At 58.3% G+C, this 25,563-nt stretch carries 21 protein-coding genes; 8 read left to right on the top strand and 13 right to left on the bottom strand.

Annotated features, from left to right (window positions below; all coding sequences use genetic code 11):
- Positions 1-16: 16 nt before the first annotated feature.
- The 5 genes from infB to pnp all read left to right on the top strand — a co-directional run bounded on the left by infB (position 17) and on the right by pnp (position 6,885).
- The gene (gene infB / locus VF684_RS00780; protein WP_005338806.1) at positions 17-2,710 is read left to right on the top strand and encodes a translation initiation factor IF-2; all 2,694 of its coding nucleotides are present in this window, start codon (positions 17-19) and stop codon (positions 2,708-2,710) included.
- Between the two features lie 55 nt (positions 2,711-2,765).
- A complete protein-coding gene (rbfA, locus tag VF684_RS00775) occupies positions 2,766-3,203 on the top strand; it encodes a 30S ribosome-binding factor RbfA (RefSeq protein ID WP_005338799.1) in 438 nt (145 codons plus the stop codon).
- Position 3,204: 1 nt separating this feature from the next.
- Entirely contained in the window at positions 3,205-4,155 is a 951-nt protein-coding gene (gene truB, locus VF684_RS00770; RefSeq protein WP_005338798.1) for a tRNA pseudouridine(55) synthase TruB, read from the top strand.
- Between the two features lie 144 nt (positions 4,156-4,299).
- Positions 4,300-4,569, top strand: coding sequence for a 30S ribosomal protein S15 (gene rpsO, locus VF684_RS00765; RefSeq protein WP_005338797.1), 270 nt, complete (start codon positions 4,300-4,302; stop codon positions 4,567-4,569).
- A gap of 168 nt (positions 4,570-4,737) precedes the next feature.
- The gene (gene pnp / locus VF684_RS00760; RefSeq protein WP_139439988.1) at positions 4,738-6,885 is read left to right on the top strand and encodes a polyribonucleotide nucleotidyltransferase; all 2,148 of its coding nucleotides are present in this window, start codon (positions 4,738-4,740) and stop codon (positions 6,883-6,885) included.
- A 98-nt stretch (positions 6,886-6,983) separates the two neighbouring features.
- Here pnp and VF684_RS00755 read toward each other — a convergent pair whose 3' ends face one another.
- The 11 genes from VF684_RS00755 to VF684_RS00705 form a co-directional block, all read right to left on the bottom strand.
- Positions 6,984-8,042, bottom strand: coding sequence for a protein-glutamate methylesterase/protein-glutamine glutaminase (locus tag VF684_RS00755; protein ID WP_005338795.1), 1,059 nt, complete (start codon positions 8,040-8,042; stop codon positions 6,984-6,986).
- Positions 8,039-8,530 carry a chemoreceptor glutamine deamidase CheD gene (gene cheD / locus VF684_RS00750; protein WP_005338793.1) on the bottom strand — a complete coding sequence of 164 codons (492 nt, stop codon included), beginning with the start codon at positions 8,528-8,530 and terminating at the stop codon, positions 8,039-8,041. Before cheD ends, VF684_RS00755 begins: the two co-directional genes overlap by 4 nt.
- A gap of 3 nt (positions 8,531-8,533) precedes the next feature.
- Positions 8,534-9,337 (bottom strand): CheR family methyltransferase, encoded by an 804-nt coding sequence (locus tag VF684_RS00745; RefSeq protein ID WP_040068586.1) that lies wholly within the window; start codon positions 9,335-9,337, stop codon positions 8,534-8,536.
- Between the two features lie 57 nt (positions 9,338-9,394).
- Complete coding sequence (locus VF684_RS00740) at positions 9,395-11,149, bottom strand: methyl-accepting chemotaxis protein (protein WP_139439989.1); 1,755 nt, start codon at positions 11,147-11,149, stop codon at positions 9,395-9,397.
- A 43-nt stretch (positions 11,150-11,192) separates the two neighbouring features.
- The gene (locus tag VF684_RS00735) at positions 11,193-11,762 is read right to left on the bottom strand and encodes a chemotaxis protein CheW (protein WP_042080654.1); all 570 of its coding nucleotides are present in this window, start codon (positions 11,760-11,762) and stop codon (positions 11,193-11,195) included.
- A 12-nt stretch (positions 11,763-11,774) separates the two neighbouring features.
- Positions 11,775-13,700: a HAMP domain-containing methyl-accepting chemotaxis protein gene (locus VF684_RS00730; protein WP_376898918.1), complete on the bottom strand. Its 1,926-nt coding sequence runs from the start codon at positions 13,698-13,700 to the stop codon at positions 11,775-11,777.
- A 10-nt stretch (positions 13,701-13,710) separates the two neighbouring features.
- Entirely contained in the window at positions 13,711-15,921 is a 2,211-nt protein-coding gene (locus tag VF684_RS00725) for a chemotaxis protein CheA (protein WP_139439991.1), read from the bottom strand.
- 22 nt (positions 15,922-15,943) lie between these two features.
- The gene (locus VF684_RS00720; RefSeq protein ID WP_005358513.1) at positions 15,944-16,270 is read right to left on the bottom strand and encodes an STAS domain-containing protein; all 327 of its coding nucleotides are present in this window, start codon (positions 16,268-16,270) and stop codon (positions 15,944-15,946) included.
- A gap of 13 nt (positions 16,271-16,283) precedes the next feature.
- Positions 16,284-16,652 carry a response regulator gene (locus VF684_RS00715; protein WP_005338778.1) on the bottom strand — a complete coding sequence of 123 codons (369 nt, stop codon included), beginning with the start codon at positions 16,650-16,652 and terminating at the stop codon, positions 16,284-16,286.
- A 9-nt stretch (positions 16,653-16,661) separates the two neighbouring features.
- Positions 16,662-17,876, bottom strand: a complete 1,215-nt coding sequence (locus VF684_RS00710; RefSeq protein ID WP_139439992.1) for a methyl-accepting chemotaxis protein — start codon at positions 17,874-17,876, stop codon at positions 16,662-16,664.
- A gap of 253 nt (positions 17,877-18,129) precedes the next feature.
- Positions 18,130-19,218, bottom strand: coding sequence for a ketoacyl-ACP synthase III (locus VF684_RS00705; protein ID WP_021230362.1), 1,089 nt, complete (start codon positions 19,216-19,218; stop codon positions 18,130-18,132).
- Positions 19,219-19,444: 226 nt separating this feature from the next.
- On the opposite strand from VF684_RS00705, the gene VF684_RS00700 reads away from it, so the two are divergent.
- From VF684_RS00700 to VF684_RS00690, 3 genes are all read left to right on the top strand, one after another.
- On the top strand, positions 19,445-20,386 hold the full coding sequence (locus VF684_RS00700; RefSeq protein ID WP_139439993.1) for a LysR family transcriptional regulator: 942 nt from the start codon (positions 19,445-19,447) through the stop codon (positions 20,384-20,386).
- Between the two features lie 128 nt (positions 20,387-20,514).
- A complete protein-coding gene (locus VF684_RS00695; RefSeq protein ID WP_162516135.1) occupies positions 20,515-21,123 on the top strand; it encodes a LysE family translocator in 609 nt (202 codons plus the stop codon).
- 97 nt (positions 21,124-21,220) lie between these two features.
- Positions 21,221-23,080, top strand: a complete 1,860-nt coding sequence (locus VF684_RS00690) for a peptidase U32 family protein (RefSeq protein WP_139439995.1) — start codon at positions 21,221-21,223, stop codon at positions 23,078-23,080.
- Positions 23,081-23,165: 85 nt separating this feature from the next.
- Here the strand turns inward: VF684_RS00690 and VF684_RS00685 are convergent, their stop codons facing one another.
- Together VF684_RS00685 and VF684_RS00680 are read right to left on the bottom strand one after the other, a co-directional pair.
- Entirely contained in the window at positions 23,166-23,639 is a 474-nt protein-coding gene (locus tag VF684_RS00685) for a methylated-DNA--[protein]-cysteine S-methyltransferase (protein WP_139439996.1), read from the bottom strand.
- On the bottom strand, positions 23,636-25,174 hold the full coding sequence (locus VF684_RS00680) for an AlkA N-terminal domain-containing protein (RefSeq protein ID WP_139439997.1): 1,539 nt from the start codon (positions 25,172-25,174) through the stop codon (positions 23,636-23,638). The genes VF684_RS00685 and VF684_RS00680 overlap by 4 nt, the downstream gene beginning before the upstream one ends.
- Positions 25,175-25,563: the final 389 nt, after the last annotated feature.

Raw genomic sequence — 25,563 nt, 5'->3', positions numbered from 1 at the left:
AAACGGAGGAAAATGAATGGCAGAAGTATCAGTCAAACAACTTGCCACTGACATCGACACACCGGTTGATCGTCTTCTCCAGCAGTTTGTCGATGCCGGTATCAGCAAGAGCAAGGCCGACGACATGGTCAGCGAGTCTGAGAAACAGGCTCTGCTGGCACACCTGAAGAAACAGCATGGAGGTGACGAGGTCGCCGCTCCTGCCCGCATGACCTTGCAGCGCAAGACCAAGAGCACCATCAGTGTTCAGGGGACTGGCGGCAAGAACAAGGAAGTGCAGGTAGAAGTGCGCAAGTCTCGCACCTATGTAAGACGCTCGGCGCTGGAAGATGAACAGCGTCAGGCGGAAGCCGAGGAAACAGCGCGTTTGGAAGCAGAAGAAAAAGCTCGTCGCGAGGCCGAAGAGAAGGCTCGCCTCGAAGCTGAAGAGAAGGCTCGCCGTGAGGCTGAGCAAGCTCGTCGTGAAGCTGAGGAAAAGGCGCGGATCGAGGCACAATCAAAGGCTCGACAGGCTTCACAGCCCGCCAAAGCAGCCAGTAGCACAGCTCAGCAAGAGGCAGAAAAGATGGCCAAGCGCGAAGCAGAAGAACTGAAGCGCCAACAGGAACAAACAGCTTTGAAAAAAGCTGAAGAACTCGCCGCGAAGAAAGCCGAAGAGGCTCGTCTCATGGCGGAACAGAACGCAGCCCGCTGGGCTGAAGAAGAAGCCGCTCGCGCCAAAGAGAGCAGCGACTACCATCTGACCACCAACAAGCACGCGCAAGCCGCAGAAGACGAGTTGGATCGGAAAGAAGAGACCAGCCGCCGCACTGCCGCAGCTGCCAAGGCACCGAAGAAAGCCGGTCGTCGTGAAGATGATCGCGACTCTCGCAACCCGCGTGCCCGTAAAGGCAAGCGCGGCAAGGTTGCCATGCCGAACGCCATGAAGCACGGTTTCAACAAGCCGGCTGCCGTGGTGAACCGCGATGTCGTCATCGGCGAGACCATCACTGTGGCCGAGCTGGCCAACAAGATGGCTGTCAAGGGCGTTGAAGTCATCAAGGTGATGATGAAGATGGGTGCCATGGCCACCATCAACCAGGTGATCGACCAGGAGACCGCTCAGCTGGTCGCCGAGGAGATGGGTCACAAGGTTGTGCTGCGTCGTGAGAACGAGCTGGAAGAGGCGGTACTGTCCGATCGTGACGAGACCTCCGAAGCCAAGCCGCGCGCACCGGTCGTTACCATCATGGGTCACGTTGACCATGGTAAGACCTCGCTGCTCGACTACATTCGTAAAGCCAAGGTTGCTGCTGGCGAAGCCGGTGGTATTACCCAGCATATCGGTGCTTACCACGTCCAGACTGACAGTGGCATGATCACCTTCCTGGATACTCCGGGTCACGCGGCGTTTACCTCCATGCGTGCTCGTGGTGCCAAGGCGACCGATATCGTTGTTCTGGTTGTTGCAGCTGACGACGGCGTGATGCCGCAAACCATCGAAGCTATCCAGCACGCCAAGGCGGCCGGTGTGCCGCTGGTTGTTGCGGTCAACAAGATCGACAAGCCGGAAGCGGATCCGGATCGCGTCAAGACCGAACTGGCCCGTTACAACGTCATGTCCGAAGATTGGGGTGGAGACTGCCAGTTCGTGCACGTGTCCGCCAAGTCTGGCGAAGGCATCGACGACCTGCTGGAAGCCATCCTGATCCAGGCTGAAGTACTGGAGCTGAAAGCGGTGGTTGATGGCATGGCCAACGGCGTCGTGATCGAATCCTTCCTGGATAAAGGTCGTGGTCCGGTTGCGACCGTACTGGTACAAGAAGGTACTCTGCGTCAGGGCGACATCGTTCTGTGTGGTCTCGAGTACGGCCGAGTTCGCGCCATGCGTGACGAACTGGGTCGCGAGATCAAGGAAGCGGGCCCGTCCCTGCCGGTGGAAATTCTGGGTCTGTCCGGCGTTCCCTCTGCCGGTGACGAAGCCACCGTTGTCCGTGACGAGAAGAAAGCCCGTGAAGTGGCGCTCTATCGTCAGGGCAAGTTCCGCGAAGTCAAGCTGGCTCGCCAGCAGAAGGCCAAGCTGGAAAACATGTTCGCCAACATGACCGAGGGCGAAGTGTCCGAAGTGAACGTGGTGATCAAGGCCGACGTACAAGGTTCTGTGGAAGCGATCTGCGATGCGCTGGTCAAACTCTCCACCGACGAAGTGAAGGTGAAGATCGTGGGTTCCGGCGTAGGTGGTATCACCGAAACCGACGCGACCCTGGCTGCTGCTTCCAGCGCCATCCTGGTTGGTTTCAACGTCCGTGCCGACGCATCTGCGCGCAAGGTCATCGAATCCGAGAGCCTGGATCTGCGTTACTACTCCGTCATCTATGACCTGATCGACGAAGTGAAGCAGGCCATGAGCGGCAAGCTGGCCCCTGAGTATCGTCAGGAAATCATCGGTCTGGCTGAAGTGCGTAGCGTCTTCAAGTCTCCGAAGTTCGGCGCCGTTGCCGGCTGTATGGTTACCGAAGGTGTGGTCAAGCGTTCCAACCGTATCCGCGTTCTGCGTGACAACGTGGTTATCTATGAAGGTGAGCTGGAATCCCTGCGCCGCTTCAAGGATGACGTCAACGAAGTTCGCAACGGCTACGAGTGTGGTATCGCGGTCAAGAACTACAACGACGTGCGCGAAGGCGACCAGATCGAAGTTTACGAGACTGTTGAAATCCAACGGACTCTGTAAGCCGAGAGTTAGACAAAATAGGGGGCCGCGGCCCCCTTTTATCGCAGGATAGAATATGGCCAGAGAATTCAGCCGGACCCGTCGGGTCGGACAGCAGATCCAGCGTGAAATCGCGCTGATCCTGCAGCGCGAGGTGAAAGACCCGCGCATCGGCATGGTGACCGTTTCCGATGTGGAAGTGTCCCGTGACCTCAACTATGCCAAAATTTACGTCACCTTCTTGCAGCTGGAAAATGATGCCGAGCGCATCAAGGAAGGCTTGCAGGGTCTGACCGAAGCAGCCGGATATATCCGTAGTCTGCTGGGCAGTGCCATGCGTCTGCGCGTGGTGCCCGAGCTGCGTTTCTACTACGACCAGACCCTGGTCGAGGGGATGCGTCTCTCCAACCTGGTGACCAACACTGTGCGTGAAGACAAGCGCCGCATGGCCGAATCCGGCCGTGACGAAGAAGCTGAATCCGCACCGGATGACACGACTGAGGATAAAGCCTGAGATGACCCGAAGACGTCGTTTCAAGGGCCGTGATGTGCACGGCATTCTGCTGCTGGACAAGCCGACCGGCCTGACCTCCAACGATGTGTTGCAGAAGGTCAAGCGCATCTACAACGCCGCCAAGGCCGGTCACACCGGCGCACTGGATCCGCTGGCGACCGGCATGCTGCCGATCTGCCTCGGCGAGGCCACCAAGTTCTCCCAGTATTTGCTGGAAGCGGACAAGCGCTATGAGGTGACCGCCAAACTGGGCGAGCGCACCAACACCAGCGACTCTGATGGTGAGGTGGTCTCCACCCGTCCGGTGAACGTGGCTGTCGGTACCCTGATCGAGGCGCTGGACCAGTTCCGTGGCCCCATCATGCAGGTGCCCTCCATGTACTCCGCGCTCAAGCACAACGGCCGCCCGCTCTACGAATATGCCCGTGAAGGCATAGAGATCGAGCGGGAAGCCCGTCCCATCACCGTATTCGAGCTCAAACTGCTGAGCTTCGAAGGTGATGAAGTGCGCCTTGAAGTGCACTGCAGCAAAGGCACCTACATCCGCTCTCTGGTGGATGATCTGGGTGAAGTGCTGGGCTGTGGTGCCCACGTGACTCAGTTGCGCCGTACCCAGGTGGCCAGCTATCCGTATGAACGGATGCTGACTCTGGAGCAACTCGAGTGCATCTTCGAGCAGGCCAAGGCCGAGAGCATCCCGCCGCGCGAGCAGCTGGATCCGCTGTTGCTGCCGATGGACACCGCCGTAGCAAGCTTGCCCGAGGTGAACATGCTGGCGGTTGTGGCTGCCTATGTGAATCAGGGCCAGGCCGTGCAGGTGGCGGGTGCGCCGCAAAGCGGTCAGGTTCGCATGACGGTCGGCCCGGAGCGCGAGTTCATCGGGGTTGGCGAGATTGATGATGATGGCCGCGTTGCCCCCAAGCGGCTGGTGCGTTATCACGACGAGGAGTGATCCTCAGGCGGTATCAGCGCGTCTTTCCCGTTTCGCCTCTTTATCGTTGCGAAAAGGGGCGGGGACGATTATGATACCGCCCTCACTTCACGGCTGAATTAGAGATTGGCTGTGAACCTTTAAACACTCTACTGGAGTATTACCATGTCTCTAAATGCTGAGATCAAAGCTCAAATCGTTGCTGACAACGCTCGTTGCGCCAACGACACCGGTTCCCCCGAAGTGCAAGTTGCCCTGCTGACTGCCCAGATCAACCATCTGCAAGGTCACTTCAAAGAGCACTCCAAGGACCACCACGGTCGTCGCGGTCTGCTGCGCATGGTTTCCCAGCGTCGTAAGCTGCTGGACTACCTGAAGCGTAAAGATTCCGAGCGTTATGCTGCTCTGATCGCCAAGCTGGGTCTGCGTCGTTAATCGACCATCAGATTTCGCGAAAAAGGGGAACCGTCAGGTTCCCCTTTTTTATTGCTCTTCAAGCCGTTGCCTGCCTCACAGAATTCGCGTCACCGCTTACCTTTTGCATCGAATCAAGTATACTTGTGCGCGAATTTAAAGAGCCAAATTGTAAAAAAGGAAATTCACGTGAATCCTATTGTAAAGTCATTCCAGTACGGTCAACACACCGTCACTCTGGAAACCGGTGTGATGGCCCGTCAAGCCACTGCGGCCGTTATGGTCAGCATGGACGATACCTGCGTATTTGTGACCGTAGTCGGCAAGAAAGAGGCCGATCACGGCCGTGATTTCTTCCCGCTGACCGTCAACTACCAGGAGCGTACCTATGCTGCTGGTCGTATCCCGGGTGGTTTCTTCCGTCGTGAAGGCCGTCCGAGCGAAGGCGAGACCCTCATCTCCCGTCTGATCGACCGTCCTATTCGTCCGCTGTTCCCGGAAGGCTTCCTCAATGAGGTTCAGGTCGTTGCGACCGTAATGTCCGTGAATCCGGCCGTATCCCCCGACATCGTTGCCATGATCGGTGCCTCTGCTGCACTGGCCATCTCCGGTATCCCGTTTGGCGGCCCGATCGGTGCTGCTCGCGTGGGTTACATGAACGGTCAGTATGTGCTGAACCCGACCACTACCGAACTGCCGCAGAGCGATCTGGATCTGGTGGTTGCCGGTACTGCCAATGCCGTGCTGATGGTTGAGTCCGAAGCGGCCATCCTTTCCGAAGAGGTCATGCTGGGCGCCGTGGTATACGGTCACGAGCAGATGCAGACCGTGATCAATGCGATCAACGAGTTTGCCGCTGCCGTCGGCACCAAGCCGTGGGACTGGACTCCGCCTGCCGTCAACGAAGCACTGAAAGCCAAGGTTGCCGAGCTGGCGAGCGCCGAGCTGGGTGAAGCCTACCGCATCACCGAGAAGGCTGTTCGTTACGAAACTATCGCGGCCATCAAGGGTCGTGTGGTTGAGCAAGTTATCGCTTCCGGTGTGGAAGAAGATGCCAAGAAGATCGGCGAAGAGTTCCACAGCCTGGAAAGCCGCATCGTTCGTGGTCGCGTAGTACGTGGTGAGCCGCGTATCGATGGTCGCGATCCGGAAATGATCCGCGCCCTGAGCGTAGGTACCGGTATTCTGCCCCGTGCCCACGGTTCTGCCCTGTTCACCCGTGGTGAAACTCAGGCCATCGTGGTCGCCACTCTGGGTACCGAGCGTGACGCCCAGAACATCGACGAGCTGACCGGCAACCGTGCCGATCGCTTCATGCTGCACTACAACTTCCCGCCATACTGTGTCGGTGAGACCGGCATGATGGGTAGCCCGAAGCGTCGTGAAATCGGTCACGGCCGTCTGGCCAAGCGCGGCGTTGCTGCCGTGATGCCGAGCGCCGCCGAGTTCCCGTACGTGGTGCGCGTGGTCTCTGAAATCACCGAATCCAACGGCTCCTCCTCCATGGCGTCTGTCTGTGGTTCCTCTCTGGCGCTGATGGATGCCGGTGTGCCGATCAAGGCCTCCGTTGCCGGTATCGCCATGGGTCTGGTGAAGGAAGAAGAAGGTTTCGTCGTGCTGTCCGACATTCTGGGTGACGAAGATCACCTGGGCGACATGGACTTCAAAGTAGCCGGTACCACCGAAGGTGTGACCGCGCTGCAGATGGACATCAAGATCGAAGGCATCACCAAAGAGATCATGGAGATTGCGCTGAAGCAAGCTCGTGGCGCTCGTCTGCACATCCTGAAAGTGATGGACGAAGCTATCCAGGCTCCCCGTGCCCAGATTTCCGATTTCGCACCGCGTATCCACACCATCAAGATCAATCCCGAGAAGATCAAGGACGTGATCGGTAAGGGTGGTTCCGTGATCCGTGCGCTGACCGAAGAGACCGGCACCAACATCGAGCTGGATGATGACGGTACTGTACGTATCTCCGCCGTGGCCAACGAAGCCGCCATGGAAGCGATCCGTCGCATCGAGGCCATCACTGCCGAGATCGAAGTGAACCGCATCTATGAAGGTAAAGTTGTTCGTCTGGCCGATTTCGGTGCATTCGTCAACATTCTGCCGGGCAAAGATGGTCTGGTACACATCTCCCAGATCACCGACGCTCGCGTGCAGAACGTGGCTGACCACCTGACCATCGGTGACGTGGTCAAGGTGAAGGTACTGGAAGTGGACCGTCAGGGCCGCGTACGTCTCTCCATCAAGGAAGCGAACGCTCCGATCGAAGCAGCTGCACCTGCTGCTGACGCCGCTCCGGCCGCTGAAGAAGCGCCTGCTGCAGAGTAATCTGCTCGCCTGATACCGGATCGGTTCCGGTTGATGTAAAAAGTCCGGCTCCCCTTGGGGAGCCGGACTTTTTTATGGTCAAAACGCGCGATAAGGGATTACTTGCCGAGGATAGCGTACTGCATCTCTTGCAAGGGGAGCACATGGCGGGCTGCTCCCAGCTTGATCGCCTCCTTGGGCATGCCGAAGACCACGCAGGAGGCCTCATCCTGGGCATAGGTGTTGGCACCCGCATCCAGCATCTCGCGCAATCCCCGGGCTCCGTCATCCCCCATTCCGGTCATGATGATGCCGGTGGCATTCTTGCCGGCATATTTGGCGACGGAGCGAAACAGCACATCCACCGAGGGGCGATGGCGGTTGATAAGAGGCCCGTCGACTACCTCGACGTGATAGTAGGCACCGCTGCGCTTGAGCAGCATATGCTTGCCTCCGGGGGCAATCAGCGCCAGGCCTGGGATCACCCGGTCATTGTTCCTCGCCTCCCGCACTTCTATCTGGCAGACCCCGTTCAGGCGTTCTGCAAACATGGCGGTAAATTTCTCCGGCATGTGCTGCACGATGACAATGCCGGGGCTGACCCGAGGCAAGGCAGTCAGCACGGCTTCCAGGGCCTGGGTGCCGCCGGTCGAGGTGCCGATGGCGATGAGCCGCTCTGTGGTTTGTGCCATGGCGTGCTGGTTGGGCGCCAGCATGGCATCCGCGTTGAGTTTGGTGCTGACCGGCACAGATGAGGGCTTGCCCACGCGCTTGAGATTGGCCTGGGCCGCAGCACGTACTGCCATGGCCAGGTCGTGGGCAGATTCTTGCAGAAAGCTTTTTATCCCCATGGTCGGCTTGGTGATGATGTCCACCGCGCCGGCAGCCATTGCCTGCAAGGTGGTCTCGGCCCCCTTTTCGGTGAGGGAGGAGCAGATCACCACCGGGGTGGGATGCTCCGCCATGATCTTGGTGAGAAAGGTGATGCCATCCATTCGGGGCATCTCCACATCGAGCACGATGACGTCAGGCCACTCTTTCTTCAGTTTTTCCTGGGCAAACAGGGGATCCGATGCTGTGGCGATCACCCGGATATCAGGCTCCTGCTCCAGCACCGCTTGCAATACCTGTCTGACCACGGCGGAATCATCCACCAGCATGACCCGGATCTGCTTCATTCTCGCGACTCCCGTTGATGTGGCAGACGATGATGGCGGAGCCAGACACTGCCGTTGCTGAGCTCAAAGAGCAAGCTTCGGTGGCCGCTATGGCCAAGATGATGAGCCTTGATATCAAGGCCAAGGTGTCGGGTCAGCTGCCAGGCTGCCTGAATATTTTTGGCGGCGACATTGTTGTCGCTCTGTGCGTATTGAGGCTCGGTAAACATGTTGCCACCCCCGAACAACTTGGCCTCATATTCATGGATGGGGGCGGGATAGTGACTGGCCGCTTGCAGCAACAAGGCGAGGGCCTCATCGGCATAGCGCCCATCCAGCTTGGCAGAGGGATTGCGCCGACTTGGCAGCATGTAGTGACACATTCCTCCCTGTTTCTGCTCCGGATGCCACAAGGTGATGGCAATACAGGAGCCCAGTACGGTTCTGACCACCACATCCTCCTTGCCAAAAAAGAGTTCTCCCGGTTGCAGGATCACCTCCCGAGTCATGACTTATCTCTTCTGATAGATGGAAGGAGAGACAAGCTGCAGGCCGTGGTGCAGGCCATGCAGGCTCTCGGCGTGGCTCACCAGCAGGTAGCCACCGGGTTTGAGTCTGGGTACCAGCCGCTGCAATACTTGCCCTTTGGTCTCCTTGTTGAAGTAGATCATCACGTTTCTGATGAAGATGACGTCAAACATGCCTATGTCCGGCAGATCCTGATTGAGGTTGATCTGCATGAACTGCACCTTGTCCCGCAACTTGCGATCGATGATGAAGATGCCCTCCTGCAGGCCCACACCCTTGAGGCAATATTTCATCAAAAAGGGCAGTGGAATATTTTGCGCCCGCTCGATGGGGTAGCGACCGCTCATCGCCTGTTCCAGCACCCGGGACGAGATATCGGAAGCCAGGATCTCCCAGTTGAAGGTGCTGCGTTTTTCCGCGAGGGTCATGGCCAGACTGTAGGGCTCCTCGCCGGATGAGCTGGCAGCGCTCCAGACCCGCAGTGGTTGCTCGGGCGGGAGCGCTGAGACTATCTCCCGCGTCAGAAACTCGAAGTGTTTGGGCTCCCTGAAAAAGTAGGTTTCGTTGGTGGTAAGGAGATCAAGCGCCAGCTGCAGTTCGCTGCTGCGATCGTTCATGATGAGCTGGAAATAGTCGTCATAACTATCAAGCTCATAGTGGCAGAGCCGTTTCGCCAGGCGGCTGGCCACCAGCGCCTTCTTGGCAGGAGACAGCTCTATCCCCGCCGTTTGATGAAGCCAGCGTTGGAAACGGGAGAACTCATCATCATGCAGCTGGGTTTGATACAAAAAACTGTCCCTCTACCTGTGTTGTCGGAGATGGGAGAGGCAACGCCTCTCCCGTGACTAGAACCGGACAAAATCGCCATCGCCGATGGGGCGTTGGGCTGTGGCGGCTCGTTCCCGACTGTTGGCATTGCTCTCGTTCATGAAGCGACCTCGGGTATTGGGGTGAAGATGCGAGCTGGCTGCTTTACCTTCTTTGGCGTGGACCTCGAGGGTAAAGAACTCCATGGCCAGTTGCAGCTGTTCAGCCTGGCTGCTCATCTCTTCTGCTGTGGCAGCCAGCTCTTCGCTGCAAGAAGCGTTCTGCTGGGTAACCTGACTCAGCTGGTTCATGGCCTGGTTTATCTGGCTGACACCGGTGGATTGCTCAACCGAAGCGGCACTGATCTCCTGCACCAGATCCGAGGTCTTGTTGATTGAAGGAACCATCTGATCCAACAAACGACCTGCTTTTTCCGCCATCTCGACACTGCTGGAGGCCAGCTCACCAATCTCCTGTGCTGCAACCTGGCTGCGTTCGGCCAGTTTGCGCACCTCCGCCGCCACTACGGCAAAGCCTTTGCCGTGATCGCCTGCCCGCGCCGCTTCGATAGCTGCGTTGAGAGCCAGCAGATTGGTCTGGTAGGCGATGTCATCGATGATGCCAATCCGTCTGGCGATCTGTTTCATGGCATCCACAGTCAGTTTGACCGCTTCTCCTCCCTCTACGGCCTCTTTGGCTGCCTTGCTGGCCATGCCATCGGTGACCTGGGCATTGTCGGTATTCTGGTTGATGCTGGCGCTCATCTGCTCGATGGAAGCGCTGGTCTCCTCCATGCTGGAGGCCTGTTCACTGCTGGATTGGCTGATCGACTGGGCGGTCGCGCTTACCTGCTCGGCGGCACTGGAGAGGTTGTCAGAGGCGCCGCGCACTTCGGTGACGATATTGGTGAGCGAAGCGATGGTCTTGTTGAGCGCATCCTTGGTGGTGCCAAACACGCCGGGGTAGTCCGCCTCAATCTGTTGGGTCAGGTCACCTTTTGCCAGACATTGCACGACCCGGATGACGTCGTTGAGGGTGCTGTCGATCACTTCGGCAATCTGGTTGATCCCTTCTCCCATCGCCTGAAAGAAGCCGCTCTTGCCAGCAAGTTCCATCCTGCGGTGCAGCTCGCCATTGATCACGGCCTGCACAATGTCGGACATCTCTTTCTCTATCATTACCTCCTTGGTTCTGTCGGCCCATTCGACCACGGATCCCAACCGTTCTCCGGTATCGTTGAAGACCGGATTGGCGATCAGGGAGAAGGTGCGCCCCCCCAGCTGTATCTGGGTGCGGTAGGTGCTGTTGAGTTTGGCCAGCATGGCGCGCTGATGGCCGGGATTTTTATGAAAGCTGTCGATGTTGGCGCCCATCAGCTGATTGGCGTTGAAGCTGTAGAGCTCTTTCTTGATGTCGGTCTCAGCCTGACTGAGCATGCCGGTCACAGCCTCATTCATATAGATAATGTCGAGGTTGGTATCGGCAATCATCACGTTGGTGCTGGCGCAGTCGAGGGCTTTGCGAACCAGCTGGTTCTCATGGAGCAATACTTGGTTCTTTTTAATGTCGTTGCGGCTCTGTTCCAGCTTGTCACTGAGCAAGGTGACCACCTCGTTGATGGCATGTCCTACTTCACGCAAGGGGCTATCCATACCGGAAAGATCGAGTGGTGCTGGAACCTGCTCTGCCAGGACTGCGTGTTGCAGCTGGCCTATTGCGTCGAGTAACTGGGTCCGCTGTCTCACTTCGGTGGCATTGTCTCCGAAGAGTTTTCCTAAGAGTGATTGGGTCATGAGCGTTTCCTTATGCTGCATGTCGTGGTGTATGGAGGCCTGTTCAGGAGGGTTGCAGGTTGCCTTGTGGCAACCTTGCCTGTGGCTGAGCCAGTTCGTTGAGTTGAGCCATCTCATCGAGTGACAACACTTTCCCGGTATCGATGAGGATGACGAATTTGCCGTTGACCTTGCCCATGCCACTGATGAAATCGGCCCGGATGCGGGCACCAAAACTGGGTGGGGGCTCGATATCTGCTTGTGGGATACCCAGTACTTCCGATACGGAATCCACCACAACGCCAATATCCTGACCTACAGGTTCATCGCCCTGCGGGGCCACCCCCTCAATAATGACGATGCAACTGCGGCGAGTGATGACCGAAGGTGCATTGCCAAAGCGGGCATTCAAGTCTACGACCGACACTACCGCTCCTCTGAGGTTGATTACGCCGCGAATAAAACCCGGCATCATCGGAACCGGAGTGATATTGCCGTATTCGATGATCTCTTTGACCCCCAGAATATTGATGGCGAACATCTCGTTGTTGATCAGAAATGTCAGGTACTGGGCATCGCCACTGCTCTCGTCAGCGGCCGCTGATGGCACCGTGATGTCGGTGGATGTATGCATGGTCGCCTCCGGTTAAAAGCGGACAAAATCCGCGTCATCAATGGAATGGGATGATGGTTGATTGGGCTGGCTGGCCCGTTGTGGGGGGGCGATGAAACTGCCTCTGGGAGGAATGCCCTTGTGGCTAGTTTCATGGGGCCTGGTGTTGAGCTGTGCACTTTTTTCCAGAGCAAAAAAGGCCATGGTTTGCTGCAGTTCGCTGGCTTGTGAACTCATCTCTTCGGCCGTGGCCGCCAGCTCCTCGCTGCTGGCCGCATTCTGCTGTGTCACCTGATTAAGCTGGTTCATGGCCAGACTGATCTGGTTGGCTGCGCTGGCCTGTTCACCTGAGGCGGCATTGATCTCTTGTACCAGGTCAGAGGTCTTGCGAATGGAGGGGACGATCCTCTCCAGCAGGTTGCCAGCCCGCTCTGCCTTGCTGACGCTGTCGGAGGAGAGCTCGCCAATCTCCTGCGCAGCGATCTGGCTGCGTTCTGCCAGTTTTCTCACCTCGGCAGCAACCACCGCGAAGCCTTTGCCATGCTCTCCGGCGCGAGCCGCCTCAATGGCGGCGTTGAGGGCAAGCAGGTTGGTCTGGTAGGCAATGTCGTCGATGATGCTGACTTTCTTGGCGATTTGCTGCATGGCGGTCACCGTCTGTTGAACGGATTGGCCCCCTTCGGTGGCCTCCAACACCGAGTTGCTGGCCATGCTGTCGGTGATCTTGGCGTTCTCGGTGTTCTGATTGATGCTGGCGCTCATCTGCTCGATAGAGGCGCTGGTCTCTTCAACGCTGGCCGCTTGCTCGCTGGTGGCTTGGCTCAATGCCTGCGCCGTGTTGCTCACCTGATTGGAGGCATTGGTCAGGTTGTCGGCGGCATTTCGTACCTCTTCGATGATATTGGTCAGCGCAGTGATGGTCCGGTTTAGGCCGTCTTTGGTCTGGCCAAAAATTCCTGGATAGGGCTCATCGATCCGTTGGGTCAGGTCACCCTTGGAGAGCGCGGTGGCAATGCGCATCACATCTTCCAGGCTGGTATCTGTCACATGGGAGAGGCGATTCAGCAGCTCGGATACCCGCTTGATATATCCTTGACGATCTTCCAGCGCAATCTTGTGGCTGAAGTCGCCCTGTTCGACAGCGGCGGTGACCAGCGTTTCGATATCCGTGATCAAGGCCCCCAGTTTCTTGACCATGTTATCCATCGCCATCAAGAGCTGACCCGCTTCATCGTTGGAGTCTATCTGGATCGATACATCCAGATTGCCATCGGCCAGACTATTGGCCACGCGCAGAGCCTGTTCGATGGGGGTGATGATGCTTTTGATCAGCAGGGTGCCAAACCAGGCTGCGAGTGCAATGCCGACCGCGATAACCACCGCCATGGTTATCAGCATCACGTCATACCAGGATTGCGCTGCGGTATATTCCGACTTGGCCACATTGAGCTGCAGGTTGACCAGCTCGGTGATTTTGTTGCCTATCGGGTCGATGGAGCCATAGAGGGCACCGTCAAAAGTGTTCAGCATGCCAGTAATCATGCCGTGCTGGGTGGCGAGGTATTTCTCCAGCTTGCCAATATCGGTATCGGCCGCGTTGAATAGGGTTGTCGCCTCGGCTGACAAACGCTGTTCATCTGGTGTGAGAGTGGTGGACTGGTAGTGATGCCACTCTTTTTTGATTGTCTGCTGGGCCTGTTGTATCTGCTTCAAAGCCTCTTCTGCCGGGATCAGCCCCGCATTGGCCTTGTTGAGGTTGTCGATGATCGAGACGGCATAGCTGTCGGAGATAGTCTTCAGCTGCTTGAGGGGAACAACCCTGTCGTTGTAAACGCGCTGCAACCCGGTATTGCTGCTCTGCATGTTGTATAACCCGAGGCTGCCAACGGCCAGCAGCAGCAGGCAGAGCATGCAGAGCAGTACGATAAGACGCAATTTGATGGTGGAATTTTTTAACATGATGGTCCCCTCAGTTGATGCTGGATTGAGGCAGGTTGCGCGACACTGTCAACCTGTTGAGCTGACAGGATTCCTGAGTGATTGCGTGCTGGATCAGCGAAGGAATGTCGAGGATCAGGGCGACCTCTCCCCCCCCCAGAATGGTTGAACCACTAATGCCCTGCAGGCGCTGGAACAATTTCCCCAACGGTTTGATGACGGTCTGGAATTCTCCCAGCAGTTCATCCACCACCAGTCCGGATTTTTTGCCTGCATGGCTGACCACGACAATGTTCTCGCGCCTTCCTTTGCTGCCATTGGTATCGAAGTAGTGTTGCAGGCGGATAAAGGGCAGCACCTCGCCACGCAAATTGATGTAATTGCGACCCTGGGTATCGGACAGTGCACTCTGGGTCAATTCAACGCACTCGATCACCATATCGAGGGGAATGACGTAGTGGGTGTCGCAGACTCGCACCAGGAAGCCGTCGATGATGGCAAGGGTGAGCGGCAGGCGGATCTGCACACGGGTTCCTTTTCCCGGGATGCTGTCCAGATCGACCGTGCCGCGCAGGGCAGTGATGTTGCGTTTGACGACATCCATGCCCACCCCGCGACCGGAGAGGTTGGTTATCGCCTCGGCGGTAGAGAACCCCGGCTCGAAGATCAGGTTGTATATCTCCTGATCCGTCAGCGTGGTGGTTGGGCTGATCAGACCGCGCTCGATGGCTTTTTGCTGGATCCTGGCTTTGTTGAGACCAGCTCCATCATCCCGAATTTCGATGACGATACTGTTGGAGTCGTGATAGGCATTGAGATTCAGGGTGCCACGGGGGGATTTGCCTGCCAGCAGCCGTTGCTCTGCCGATTCAATGCCATGATCCATCGAGTTTCTGACCAGATGCATCAGCGGATCGCCGATCTTCTCTACCACCGACTTGTCCAGTTCAGTCTCGGCTCCGGAGATCACCAGAGTGATATCCTTGTTCAGTTCCTGACTGACATCGCGCACCACCCGCTGGAAGCGGTTGAAGGTATCGCCGATAGGCACCATTCGCAGGCGCAGTGCACTGTCGCGGATCTCTTCCACCAGCATGGCAATGACCGAGGTGGCTTCCTGCAGTTGGCTTTCGCGGGTGCGTTGGGCCAGCAGATTGGCTCCTGAACTGGCGACTACCAACTCCCCGACCAGATTGATTAGATCGTCCAGCTTGTCGGCATGCACCCTGACGTAACGGCCCTCTTTGCTCTTGCTCTCCTTGGTCTGGTTCTGTTTTTTCAGGGCGGCATCGACGACGGCTTCGTTGACAGCTCCCTGCGCAATCAGGATCTCCCCGAGTTTGGGCGCTTGTTCTGCCGGGGTCGCTTGTTGTGCCTGCAGACCGCTTGCTAACTCCTCTGCCGTCAGGGCGCCGGTGTTGACCAGCAACTGCCCCAACATGGAGCTATCTTCAGGCAGCGACTCGATCAGGTTGATGAACTCGGCGATCTTGCTGTGGGGCGGCAAGATGGTGATCTGGCAGTCATCTCTGACAAATTCAAAGACATCGCTGATGGCTGCCTTATCTGCCTGCGAGTCGAAGTCTATCTCGTAGCCGAGGTAGCAATTCTCCGGATCGAACTGTTCCCAATCCGGTAGCGCCTGATGGATGGTCTCCACCGAGCATATGATTCCTAGTGTGCCGAGATAGCGCAGAAATGCGGCCGGATCCATGCCATTGCGCAGCACATCGGGACCAAAACGCAGGGATATATGCCACAGGGAGGCGGAGCTGGTAATCCCTCCCTCTTTTTCGATCTTGGGTTCCGGCGTATGTACAGTATCTGGCAGCGTGGCATGGGGGACGCACTGATGACGGGTGAGGGTGAGCCTCAGCCGTTCATCCTGGTTGGCATCGCCCTCGCTTAAGGTGCTGCCCTGTTCTGCAACGACACTGATGAGCGTCTGGATGTGGTCACAGCTCTCCAGCAGATCCTTGATCAGAGGAGAGGTGACGGTGAGCTGCTGATTGCGGATCTGGTCGAGCAGATCCTCGACGATATGGGTAAACCCGACGATGGGTTGCAGACCAAACAGGCCAGCTGACCCCTTGATGGTATGAGCAGCACGGAAGATGGCACCAATCAGCTCGCTATTGTCAGGGTCAGATTCCAGTGATAGAAGGGCTGACTCCATCTCTTCAAGCAACTCGCGTGCCTCGGCGATATAGGTTTGTAAAGCCTGATCAAGATCGATGCTCACGGTGACTCCTTGTCATGGGGGCTCAGGGCCGTTCGCCATGGGTGATGAGGGTGGGGTCGCCAAAAAAGGCCGAGAGCTGGCAGAGCTCCAGCAGTTCAAGCACAACATGGCTGTGCCAGACCAGCGCCAGGGAGGAGCCCTGCTGCAGAGCGGTCTTCTTCGCTGCCAGCAGCAGTTGCAGCCCGGCGCTGTCTATCTCGGATACCGCTGCCAGATTCAGCTCCAGTTCGTTCCCCTGATGCAATAAGGGTGAGAGAGCATCTTTCAGCTCGCTGACTGTATAAATGGTGATCTCATCCGGCATGGTCACCACTACCTTGTTGTCGAGTAGCTCACTCTGTAGTTGCATGATGCGCTCCGGATCACGGCATGATGAGCTTGGCGACTGCGGCCAGCATCTGTTCGGGCTGGAAGGGTTTGACCACCCAGGCTTTGGCTCCCGCGGCTTGTCCCTCCTGCTTCTTGCTGTCCTGAGACTCGGTAGTTAGCATGATGACAGGGGTAAATTTGTAGTTGGCCAGCTTTTTGGCCTCTTTGACGAAGGTGATGCCATCCATGTTCGGCATGTTGACGTCACTGATGATCAGGTTGATCTTCTTGCCATCTAGTTTGTTGAGCGCATCTTTGCCGTCAGAGGCTTCCATGACCTCATAACCGGCTCCCTTGAGGGTCATGCCTACGACTTGGCGAATAGTTGCCGAGTCATCCACGATCAGGATCGTTTTGCCCATATCTCTCTCCTAGAAAAATGTGATGTCGGCGCTGCTTGGTTGCGCGTTGACAGAACGGGTGGTGCGACCATGGTGAATATTGCGCTGTTCGTCGGTGGCGTATGAGAGTTCCATCTCTGCCAGCCAGCGATTGGCATCGATCTGGATTGGCCCTGTCGCATTGCTGCTCTGCTCCGAAGCAACCAGATGGCTGGAGAGGCTCTCCATGTTTTGTCTGACGTGGCTGAGGATCTGGCTGACCCTGTCTTGAAATTGCAGCGAGACAATGACGCTGGAGATTTCGCGATGGATATCGGTGCTCTCGTTTTGCAGCAGGGAGGCGGATTCCGCCAGGCTGTCAGTGGCATGGCGAAAACGGGCCAGCACCTGTTCGATTGTCTGCTCCGAATTGAGCGCCGAGGCGTGATCCCGTGCGGCAGCATTTTCGGCAATCTGGAAGGCGCGACCGATAGCAGTATTGATGGTATCCACCTTGTCGGTCATCTTCTGGGCGGTTTCGCTGGAGAGGCGGGAGAGGTTGCGCACTTCATCAGCGACCACAGCAAAGCCACGGCCTGCTTCCCCTGCACGAGCCGCTTCAATGGCGGCGTTGAGGGCCAGCAGGTTGGTCTGGGAGGCGATTTTGGCCACATCCATGGCCATGGTGTTGAGCTCTATGGTGTAGGTGGTCAGGCTTTTTATCTCACCCAGCATGGCGTCCCGATTGGCTTGGGCGGAGTGCAGGATGGCCACTACCTCATTGAGCTGCTGCTGGCTCTCGCTCAAGACTCCTGCCATACCACGGGAATTGGCATCACCCAGTTCTCCGGCTGCCAGATGAGAAGCATTGACTGCTTCTTCCAGCTTGTTGGCCAAGCCGCTGAAGCGTTGAGTCAGGTCAATCATCGCGGCTTCGGTTTGTTGACGAGAGCTTTCAATTTGCTGGGACCAGATAGGTAGAGCCTTCTCACACACCTGTTCGAGCCCGATGATGGAGTGGGCGAGAGGATCGGTCGCGATGGTTTGTTCCTCTCCTGCACGATGTCGGAGTGTGTGCTGGTGGAAGTGACTCGATGTCCAGAGCGCGGCGGCAATACCAACCAGCACATTGAGCAGCAGGTAGAGAGGTGACAGCGCATCGGCGAGCTGCAGCAACAGGCAGCTCAGCAGAGCAAGCCCGATGCAGCAAATCCAGCAAACCGGTTCCCAAAGCGGTGTGTTCACGCCACTTTTGTGTTGTGCCATACGTAGCTTATCCCTGTGCAATTATTTGGTAAGAGGTAAAGGCGCGGGACCGAAACAGTCATGGTGCCCCTTGACGCTCTTTTCTTTATTTATAGTTGGCACAATAAGGTTAGCGGAAAAAAAATAATTGGCTGCAAATCGGAGTTGTTTGTATCAGCGATTGCCGTATCAAGTGGCTTGCGAAGTGGGGGGAAGAGCTAGGTGGGGATGAAAAGGAGAGAAGGAGCCTGAGGATTCAGGCTCCTGATGAGGATCACGCCTCGTTGGCGTGAGCCTTCTGGCAACCTTCCACGGCGTGGGCGATGAGCTCCAGCGCGCTCTTGTCGCATGGGGGGAGTTCAGCATCGCACGCCTTGATGGGGGTGACGCGATCGCCCCACTTGATGATGGCGGCTCCCCATGTCAGACCGGCACCGAAGGCAGCGGTCAGCAGATAGGAGTTCGGCTTGACGCGGCCCTGCTCCAGCGCTTCGCACAGGGCGATGGGCACAGTGGCTGCGGAGGTGTTGCCATAGTTTTCGATGTTGACCATCACCTTCTCCATCGGCGCATTCATCCGCTTGGCGAGGGTCTCGATGATGCGGATATTGGCCTGGTGCGGCACGATCAGGTCGACCTGCTCCGGCGCAATACCGGCCTGCGCCAGCACTGTGCTGGTGGCTTCACCCATGCCGCGTACGGCGCGTTTGAAGATCTCCGGACCTTCGAAGTTGAAGGTGAACAGCCCATCGATATCGGCAAAACGCACCCGATCAGTACCGAAGTTCGGTACGTGCAGGATCTCCCGGGCTTCGCTGTCACAGCCCAGCTTGTTGGCGATCAGGCCACACTCCTGTTCGCTTGCCTCGATCACCACGGCACCTGCCCCGTCGCCAAACAGCACGGCGGTATCGCGGCGTGCCCAGTCCAGCAGGTAGGTGAGGCGCTCGGCGCCGATCACCAGCACCTTCTTCATCATGCCGGTCTGCACCAGCGAGGTGGCGACGGAGAGGGAGTAGACAAAACCGGTGCAGGCCGCGTTGAGGTCGAATACGGCAGCGTTGACTGCGCCCAGCTTCTTTTGCACCGCAGAGGCGGCGCTTGGCAGCAGGTTGTCCGGGGTGGCGGTAGCCAGGATGATGCCATCGAGATCGCTCGCTTCCAGACCGGCGCAGGCCAGTGCGCGGCGACCGGCTAGGGTGGCGAGATCCGAGGTGCTGACATGGGAGATCCGGCGGGCCTTGATGCCGGTGCGCGGATAGATCCACTCGTCTGACGTATCCATGATGGTGCTGAGGTCGTCGTTGGTCAGCACAGAGGGAGGCAGGCATTTGCCCCAGCCGGTGATATTGGCGTATTTCATCTTGTTACCGCTTCTCAAAGTGGATCGCCCGCGGGCGGAAAATCGTGCAATTATGCCGTACGAGACAACCACTGTCATCTTGTGGTCATGGTTATGTGCGGGGGGCTCAGCTGTGCCATCTGGTCGCAAAGGGCTGCAACGTGCTGAGCATGGCTGGAAATTTTGCTTAAAACGCGGGACTCCTCTGCCCTAAGATAGGCGTTTCACCACCGATGAGGGTATCTCCTTGCTCAGAGCCAATCTCAACTTGTTGCCGACCCTCAAGGTACTGCTGGAGACCCGTAATATCAGCCGCGCCGCCGAGCTGCTGCACCTGAGTCAGCCCTCCATCAGCAAGCAGCTTGCCCAGTTGCGCAGCGAGTTTGACGACGAGTTGCTGGTGCGGGAGGGGCAACGCTGGCTGCTGACGCCGCGTGCCGAAGCGCTGGCCGCCCAGCTGGCGGATTCTCTCGGTGCGCTGGAGCGGCTCTACGAGGCCCCCGGGTTTGACCCGAGCCGCTGCGAGCGGGTATTTCGGCTCGCCTCCTCCGATTATGTGGCCCAGCATATCCTGCCCGATATCTGTGCCGCGCTCGCCAAAGAGGCGCCGTTGGCGGCGCTGGAGTACAGCCTGTGGGACAAACGTCAGCTGCCGCAGCTGTGGCAGTCCGAGCTGGATCTGGTCTCTACCATCACCGAGCAGGTACCGGAGCAGATACGCGGTCTGCATCAGGGGGAAGATCGGCTGGCGGTGCTGATGGGACGTCACCACCCGTTGGCAGGCAAGACGCTTAATCTCGATGACTATCTCGCCTGGCCTCACCTGCAGGTGAGTGGCGGTGGCGACAAGGACAGCCCGGTGGAGCAGGTATTGGCGCCGCAGGGACTGAGTCGGCGCTGGTTTGCCAGAGTCCCCTTCTTTCAGGCGGCAGTGGAGGTGTTGCTGCGCACCGATTGCCTGATGACCACCCCTGCTCATATCGCCTGGCAGCTCTCCTGCGGCCATGAGCTCACCTTTGTCGATCTGCCATTTGCTACCCGCGACCAGCAGTATCATCTGCTGTGGCATCAGCGCCACCATCAGGATCCGGCCCACCGCTGGTTTCGCGAGCTGGCCTACCCATTCCTGCGGGATCACCTGCAACGTACCGTCGGCGAGAGTCGCAAGCTGCTCGGTCTCGGCGGTTAGCCGCAGTCAGTTGTGTGGTGCCATAGCCATTGGTTATGGAATCTATTCATAACTTTCACTACTGGCATAATGGCTCAGCCCGTACCCTGAATGCAGGTCATCATATCGAGCATATAAAGAGGAAATGCATGGAACTGACGAGTTGGCTGGCACTGGCCACAATCTGCGTGATGGGCGCCATCAGCCCGGGGCCGAGTCTGGCGCTGATCATCCGCAACACTGTGCAGGGTGGGCAGGGGCACGGCGTCGCCACCGCGCTTGGCCACGGCCTCGGTGTTGGTATCTATGCGCTGGTCACCGCGCTTGGCCTCTCCATCATGATCACCCAGACTCCGATCCTGTTTGATCTGATCCGCTATGGTGGCGCCGCATTTCTTGCCTGGCTCGGGGTGAAAGCCCTGCTGGCAAAACCAGCCAGTGAAGAAGGGAATGAAGAGGTACATCAGTTGCGCGGTCGGCAGGGGGCCTTTGAAGGCTTTATGGTGGCCTTCCTCAACCCGCAGCTGGCGGTCTTCTTCATCGCTCTGTTCAGTCAGTTTGTGCGGGCCGATACCGGCTGGAGCGAAGGGGGCATCATGATGCTCACCGCTGGCGGGATCGATGCCGTCTGGTACGTGCTGGTGGCGCTGGTGCTCTCGCGCGGGCCAGTGCTGGCGTGGCTTAAAGCCAAATCCTTTGTGATCGATAAGGTGAGTGGCTTGGTGCTGCTGGGACTGGCACTCAAGGTGGTTATCTAATCCTGCATTTTGCGGATACCTTAAGCGGGATCAAGGCACGCAGGCGGTGAATGGGCTAGAGTAGCGCCCATTTGCTGTCCGCCCTGATCCCGAGACCATGCACCAGAACAAGCACCCGTTAAGCCACAACAACCGGTTGGAGCTGCTGGCTCCGGCCAAGAACCTCGCCTACGGCATCGAAGCCATCAACCATGGCGCCGATGCCGTCTACATTGGTGGCCCTGCCTTTGGCGCCCGCAGTGCGGCGGGCAACTCCATCGAGGATATCGAAGCGCTGGCACGTCACGCCCACCGTTTCGGCGCCCAGGTCTTTGTCGCCTTCAACACCCTGCTGCACGATCATGAGCTGGAGCAGGCCCGGCGGCTGACCCACCAGATCTACGAAGCCGGTGCCGATGCGCTCATCGTGCAGGATATGGGGCTGCTGGCGCTGGATTTGCCTCCCATCGCGCTCCATGCCAGTACCCAGACCGACAACCGTACGCCAGAGAAGGTGAAGTTTCTGCAGGATGTGGGTTTCTCTCAGGTGGTGCTGGCGCGCGAACTGTCTCTTGCGCAGATCCGCGAGATCAGTGCGGCGACCAATGTGCAGCTGGAGTTCTTTATCCACGGCGCGCTCTGCGTCTCCTACAGTGGCCAGTGCAACATCAGCCATGCCCGTACCGGCCGCAGTGCCAACCGCGGCGAGTGTGCCCAGCTCTGTCGCCTGCCCTGCTCACTGCAAAAGCCGGATGGTGAAGTGCTGGTGGCCGACAGCCACCTGCTGTCACTCAAGGATATGGATCAGACCGACAACCTGGAGGCCTTGATCGAGGCGGGGATCCGCTCCTTCAAGATCGAGGGGCGTCTCAAGGGGCTCGATTACGTCAAGAACGTTACCGCCTGGTATCGCCAGAAGCTCGACGCCATTCTGGATAGTCGCAGCGATCTGGTGGCCGCTTCGGCGGGTCGTTGCAGCTACAGCTTCACGCCTGACCCCAAGAAGAGCTTCAACCGCGGCAGCACCGACTATTTCCTCCATGGCCGCCAGCAGGGGATCGACTCCACCAAGAGCCCGAAATATGTGGGTGAACCGCTGGGGCGTGTCACCAAGGTGACCCGTGACGGTATCGAGATCGATGGCAAACAGGTCACTCTCAACAACGGCGACGGACTCGGCTTCTTCAAGCCGAACAACGAGCTGGTGGGGATGCGCCTCAACAAGGTCGAAGGTAAGCAGTTACTCCTGTCTGAACGCATGCCGGGGTTGAAGGTGGGGACAGAAATCTACCGCAACCACGATCAGGCGTTCAGCAAGATGCTGGAGAAGGCGAGCGCGGATCGTCGCATCCGGGTCGATATGGTGCTGGCAGAGTGCGATGAGGGCGTGAGCCTCACGCTCACCGACGAGCAGGGCATCAGTGCCGCAGTGACCCTGCCTTGTGACAAACAGCCTGCCGACAACCCGGAGCGGGCGCTGCAGCAGGCGCGGGATCAGCTTGGCAAACTCGGCAATACCCTGTTTGTGGCGCGCAAGATTGAGTTGGCATTCACTCACCCGCTATTTATCGCCGCATCACAGCTCAACGGTTTGCGCCGGGACGGCATCGCCGCGCTGGAGGTGGCGCGAGTGGCCAGCTACCAGCGCCCCGAGCGACGTATCGCCCTGCGGGATATCAGCTATCCCCAGCACCGTCTCTCCTACCTTGGCAATGTGCTGAACAGCGCGGCCGAACAGTTCTTCCGCGAGCATGGGGTGGAGCGCATCGCGCCCGCTTATGAGGCGAACAAGGAGGAGCGGGAAGTGGTGCTGATGATCACCAAACACTGTATCCGCTATAGCCAGAACCTCTGCCCAAACGAGGTGCCCGGTCTCAAGGCCGAGCCGCTGGAGCTCAAGATGGGTAAAGATACCTTCCGCCTGCGTTTTGACTGTAACCGCTGCGAAATGCATGTGATGGGCAGCCTGAAACGCTGATCAATGAGCCCCTTTCTCAGTCAGGAAAGGGGCAATTTTTTATCGCAGGCGCTCTACTCAGACTCCTTTAATCGCCCACCTCCCTTTAATTGCCCCTCTCCAGCGCCAGCAGCGCTTTTTTGATCTCCAATCCCCCCGCATAGCCGGTCAGGCTGCCGTTTTGGCCGATCACCCGATGGCAGGGGACGATGATCGAGAGCGGATTGCGGCCATTCGCCGCACCCACCGCCCGCACCGCATCGGGTTTGCCGATGGCGCGGGCAATATCGCTGTAGCTGCGGGTCTCGCCGTAGGGGATGTTGCACAGCGCTTGCCATACCGCCTGCTGAAAGGCGGTGCCACGGGCGGCAAGGGGCAGGGTGAAGCGCTGCAAGCGACCGGCAAAATAGGCGTCAAATTCGGCGAGGAAGGGAGCCAGCGCTTCGTGATCTTGCTGCCAGCCACTCATATCGGGCAGTGCCCGCAGGCCCGCCACAAAGTCCACATGCACCAGACCATGCTTGTTGATGGCAACCAGCAGATCGCCGCAGCGGGTCGGCAGGATATCGTAGCGGATCATGGGGTTATCTCCTGTTGTTGGGTATCTGGCTGTTGTTCGTTGCCAGTGGCACGGAGCAGCAAATCGGGCGCTTCGCTCATGGCGTGCCACAGCCAGCTGGCCGCATAGCTGCGCCATGGCTGCCATGCTGCGCTTTGCGTCAACACCTCCTTCACCTGCAGCTTGGTGCCGCCTCCGAGTGCCTTTTGCAGCACCAGATCGGAAGCGGGGAAGGCATCGGTATCCATCCCGCAGCGCAGCCGCCAGTAAGCGACCGTCCAGGGGCCTATGCCCGGTAGTGCCAGCAAATGCTCATCACTGGCTGTCGTGAGGGTCAGCTCGCCGCTGGCCAGCGCCTGCGCCACGCCACGCAGGGTACGAATGCGGCTGCCGGGCATGCCGATGCCGTCGAGATCGAGTTCGCACAACTGGGCGGGGGTCGGTAGTTGCGCCACCCCGTATTGCGCCTCGGTGCGCGCCACCAGTCGCCCGAGTATGGTGATGGCTCCCTTGACCGAGACCTGTTGGCCGACGATGGCGCGCAGCATCACCTCGTATTCGTCCCAGCCACCCGGCAGCCGCACGCCGGGCCAGCGTGTCTGCAAACGGCCCAGTAGCGGATCCTGACCGAGCTGATCGCCGATCCGCTGCATGTCGGCATCGAGGTCCCACATCCTGCGCACCCGATAGAGCAGATCGGGCAGTGCTGCGAGCGGCAGATCATGGACTGTGAGTTGCAGGCTGTGCCCCTTGCCCTGCGCGATGCGCACCAGCGCGACCCGATCGCCGACCCGGTAGCGTCGCTCATACACCTCGCCATCTACCCGCTCCAGCCCGGGGATAGCTCGCAGCCGGTAGAATGCCAGCATGGCCGCCACGTCATACGGGGGGCGGTAGGGCAGTTGCAGCGTCAGGGTTGCGCCGCGCGGCTGCACGCTCATGTGCTCTGGCGCATGATCCTCTTGTTGGCGCAGGGTGCGCGGGGCCAGTCCGTAGGCGTTGAGCCAAGCGTCATTGAAGCGGCGGATGCTGGCAAAGCCAGCGGCAAACGCGATGTCGGTGATGGGCAGCCCGGTTTCGGTCAGCAGTCGTTTCGCGAGCAGCAGGCGGCGCGTCTGCTCCACCTGTTTTGGTGAGGCGCCAAGGTATGCCTCGAACTGGCGGCGCAGGGTGCGCTCACTGATACCGCTCTCCGCGGCCAGTTCGGCGAGCGTGCTGTCTGCCAGCTCGCCGCGATCGATACGCGCCAGCAGACGAGCCAGTTCAACCGGCAGATCGCCACGGGCGGCGGGGGCCAGCTCGGGGCGGCAGCGCAGGCAGGGTCGCAGCCCATACTGCTCGGCAGCTGCGGCGCTTTGGAAGTAGCGCACATTGTGCTCGTGCGGTGGCCGTGCCGGGCAGACTGGCCGGCAGTAGATGCCGGTCGAGAGCACGCCGGTAAAGAAGCGGCCATCAAAGCGAGCGTCGCGAGCGAGCCGTGCGGCATGGCACTGCTCGCGGCTGAGGGTGTTGCTCACCTCATTCGGTGACGACTCTGGGCTGGGTTTTGCATTCATGGTGTTGGCGGCTTTGCTGGAATAGATGGCAAGAGAGTAAGGGGGCTCGGGGGCCATGACTAGCCAGAAACGGACAGGGATAGCAAAAATTGGCGAAAGGTTTTTTTACTCTTTCGTTGCACGGTTGGGTTTCACTCTTCGCTCCGTTGTTGTCCATGTATCGCGGCTCGACAGAAGGGGGCATAACGGATGTCGATTGGCCTAGCTTTATTTGCTTAGCGAGATTAGTGGCGGTGAAAACTGCTTAAAAATTAATAATAGATCACATAATTATCTTTTTTACATTGAGTGTGGCGATTTTGTGTTGTTCAATCGAGTCAGTTAATTTTTGATGATTATTAAGTCATCGCATTTGCGGCCCAGGGCCGACCAATAACAACAACACTTGC

The sequence above is a fragment of the Aeromonas sp. Lyrl_2 genome (assembly GCF_051948815.1).
In the GTDB taxonomy this organism is placed as follows: domain Bacteria; phylum Pseudomonadota; class Gammaproteobacteria; order Enterobacterales; family Aeromonadaceae; genus Aeromonas; species Aeromonas veronii.
This window is presented reverse-complemented; position numbering and strand designations above follow the sequence as displayed.

What these genes read in the sequence shown, in the direction of transcription:
- infB (WP_005338806.1), top strand. Translation starts at nt 17, where the DNA reads ATGGCAGAAGTATCAGTCAAACAACTTGCCACTGACATCGACACACCG.
- rbfA (WP_005338799.1), top strand. Translation starts at nt 2,766, where the DNA reads ATGGCCAGAGAATTCAGCCGGACCCGTCGGGTCGGACAGCAGATCCAG.
- truB (WP_005338798.1), top strand. Translation starts at nt 3,205, where the DNA reads ATGACCCGAAGACGTCGTTTCAAGGGCCGTGATGTGCACGGCATTCTG.
- rpsO (WP_005338797.1), top strand. Translation starts at nt 4,300, where the DNA reads ATGTCTCTAAATGCTGAGATCAAAGCTCAAATCGTTGCTGACAACGCT.
- VF684_RS00755 (WP_005338795.1), bottom strand. Translation starts at nt 8,042, where the DNA reads ATGAAGCAGATCCGGGTCATGCTGGTGGATGATTCCGCCGTGGTCAGA.
- cheD (WP_005338793.1), bottom strand. Translation starts at nt 8,530, where the DNA reads ATGACTCGGGAGGTGATCCTGCAACCGGGAGAACTCTTTTTTGGCAAG.
- VF684_RS00740 (WP_139439989.1), bottom strand. Translation starts at nt 11,149, where the DNA reads ATGACCCAATCACTCTTAGGAAAACTCTTCGGAGACAATGCCACCGAA.
- VF684_RS00735 (WP_042080654.1), bottom strand. Translation starts at nt 11,762, where the DNA reads ATGCATACATCCACCGACATCACGGTGCCATCAGCGGCCGCTGACGAG.
- VF684_RS00730 (WP_376898918.1), bottom strand. Translation starts at nt 13,700, where the DNA reads ATGTTAAAAAATTCCACCATCAAATTGCGTCTTATCGTACTGCTCTGC.
- VF684_RS00720 (WP_005358513.1), bottom strand. Translation starts at nt 16,270, where the DNA reads ATGCAACTACAGAGTGAGCTACTCGACAACAAGGTAGTGGTGACCATG.
- VF684_RS00715 (WP_005338778.1), bottom strand. Translation starts at nt 16,652, where the DNA reads ATGGGCAAAACGATCCTGATCGTGGATGACTCGGCAACTATTCGCCAA.
- VF684_RS00710 (WP_139439992.1), bottom strand. Translation starts at nt 17,876, where the DNA reads ATGGCACAACACAAAAGTGGCGTGAACACACCGCTTTGGGAACCGGTT.
- VF684_RS00705 (WP_021230362.1), bottom strand. Translation starts at nt 19,218, where the DNA reads ATGAAATACGCCAATATCACCGGCTGGGGCAAATGCCTGCCTCCCTCT.
- VF684_RS00695 (WP_162516135.1), top strand. Translation starts at nt 20,515, where the DNA reads ATGGAACTGACGAGTTGGCTGGCACTGGCCACAATCTGCGTGATGGGC.
- VF684_RS00690 (WP_139439995.1), top strand. Translation starts at nt 21,221, where the DNA reads ATGCACCAGAACAAGCACCCGTTAAGCCACAACAACCGGTTGGAGCTG.
- VF684_RS00685 (WP_139439996.1), bottom strand. Translation starts at nt 23,639, where the DNA reads ATGATCCGCTACGATATCCTGCCGACCCGCTGCGGCGATCTGCTGGTT.
- VF684_RS00680 (WP_139439997.1), bottom strand. Translation starts at nt 25,174, where the DNA reads ATGAATGCAAAACCCAGCCCAGAGTCGTCACCGAATGAGGTGAGCAAC.